The 807-nt window shown below is 60.0% G+C and carries 1 protein-coding gene; it reads left to right on the top strand.

What is annotated here, in order from left to right; translation table 11 throughout:
* Positions 1–807, top strand: an 807-nt coding sequence (locus JBE38_RS27515) for an RHS repeat domain-containing protein (protein WP_205345599.1), incomplete at both ends; no start/stop codon positions are given.

Here is an 807-nt window from a genome sequence, read left to right as displayed (position 1 = left end):
CCCCTCGCCCGCCTGACCCGCGCCAACCACTCGCAAGACGTACAGGAACGCTTCGGCCACGACCCGGCGGGCAACCTGCTGATGCAGAACCGCCCCGGCCCGGACATCGTTGCGGGTAATCGCCTGATGATCCAGGGCGATCAGCACTATGACTACGACGCCTTCGGCAACCTGATCCGCGAGCGACGCGGCAAAGGCCAGCAACTCGTCACCGAATACCGCTACGACTGCCAGCACCGCCTGATCGGCCTCACCAAGCCCAACGGGCAAACTGCCCACTATCGCTACGACCCATTTGGGCGGCGCATCAGCAAAACCGTGGATGACACGACCACGGAGTTTTTCTGGCAAGGCGACAAGCTGATTGCCGAACATCATGCGGAGCGCCATCGCAGCTACCTATACGAACCCGACAGCTTCCGCCCATTGGTTTTACTGGAAGGCTTTGGGCCGAAAGAAACAAAACCCTACCACTACCAACTCGACCACCTCGGTACGCCGCAGGAACTGACCGATAATGAAGGCGAAATCGTCTGGTCCGCGCACTACCGCGCCTACGGCGAAATCGCCCGCCTTGATGCCTGCAAAATCGACAATCCGTTGCGTTTTCAAGGCCAGTACTGTGACGCGGAAAGCGGGCTGCACTACAACCGTCATCGCTACTACAATCCGGATATTGGTCGGTACCTGACGCCGGATCCGGTGAAGCTGGCGGGTGGGATCAATGCGTACCAGTATGTGCCGAATCCTACGGGGTGGGTGGATCCGCTCGGGTTGAGCACGTGTCCTGGTGGGGATGGGTGCAAA

The sequence above is a fragment of the Pseudomonas sp. ICBG1301 genome (assembly GCF_016918385.1).
GTDB lineage: Bacteria > Pseudomonadota > Gammaproteobacteria > Pseudomonadales > Pseudomonadaceae > Aquipseudomonas > Aquipseudomonas palleroniana.
This window is presented reverse-complemented; position numbering and strand designations above follow the sequence as displayed.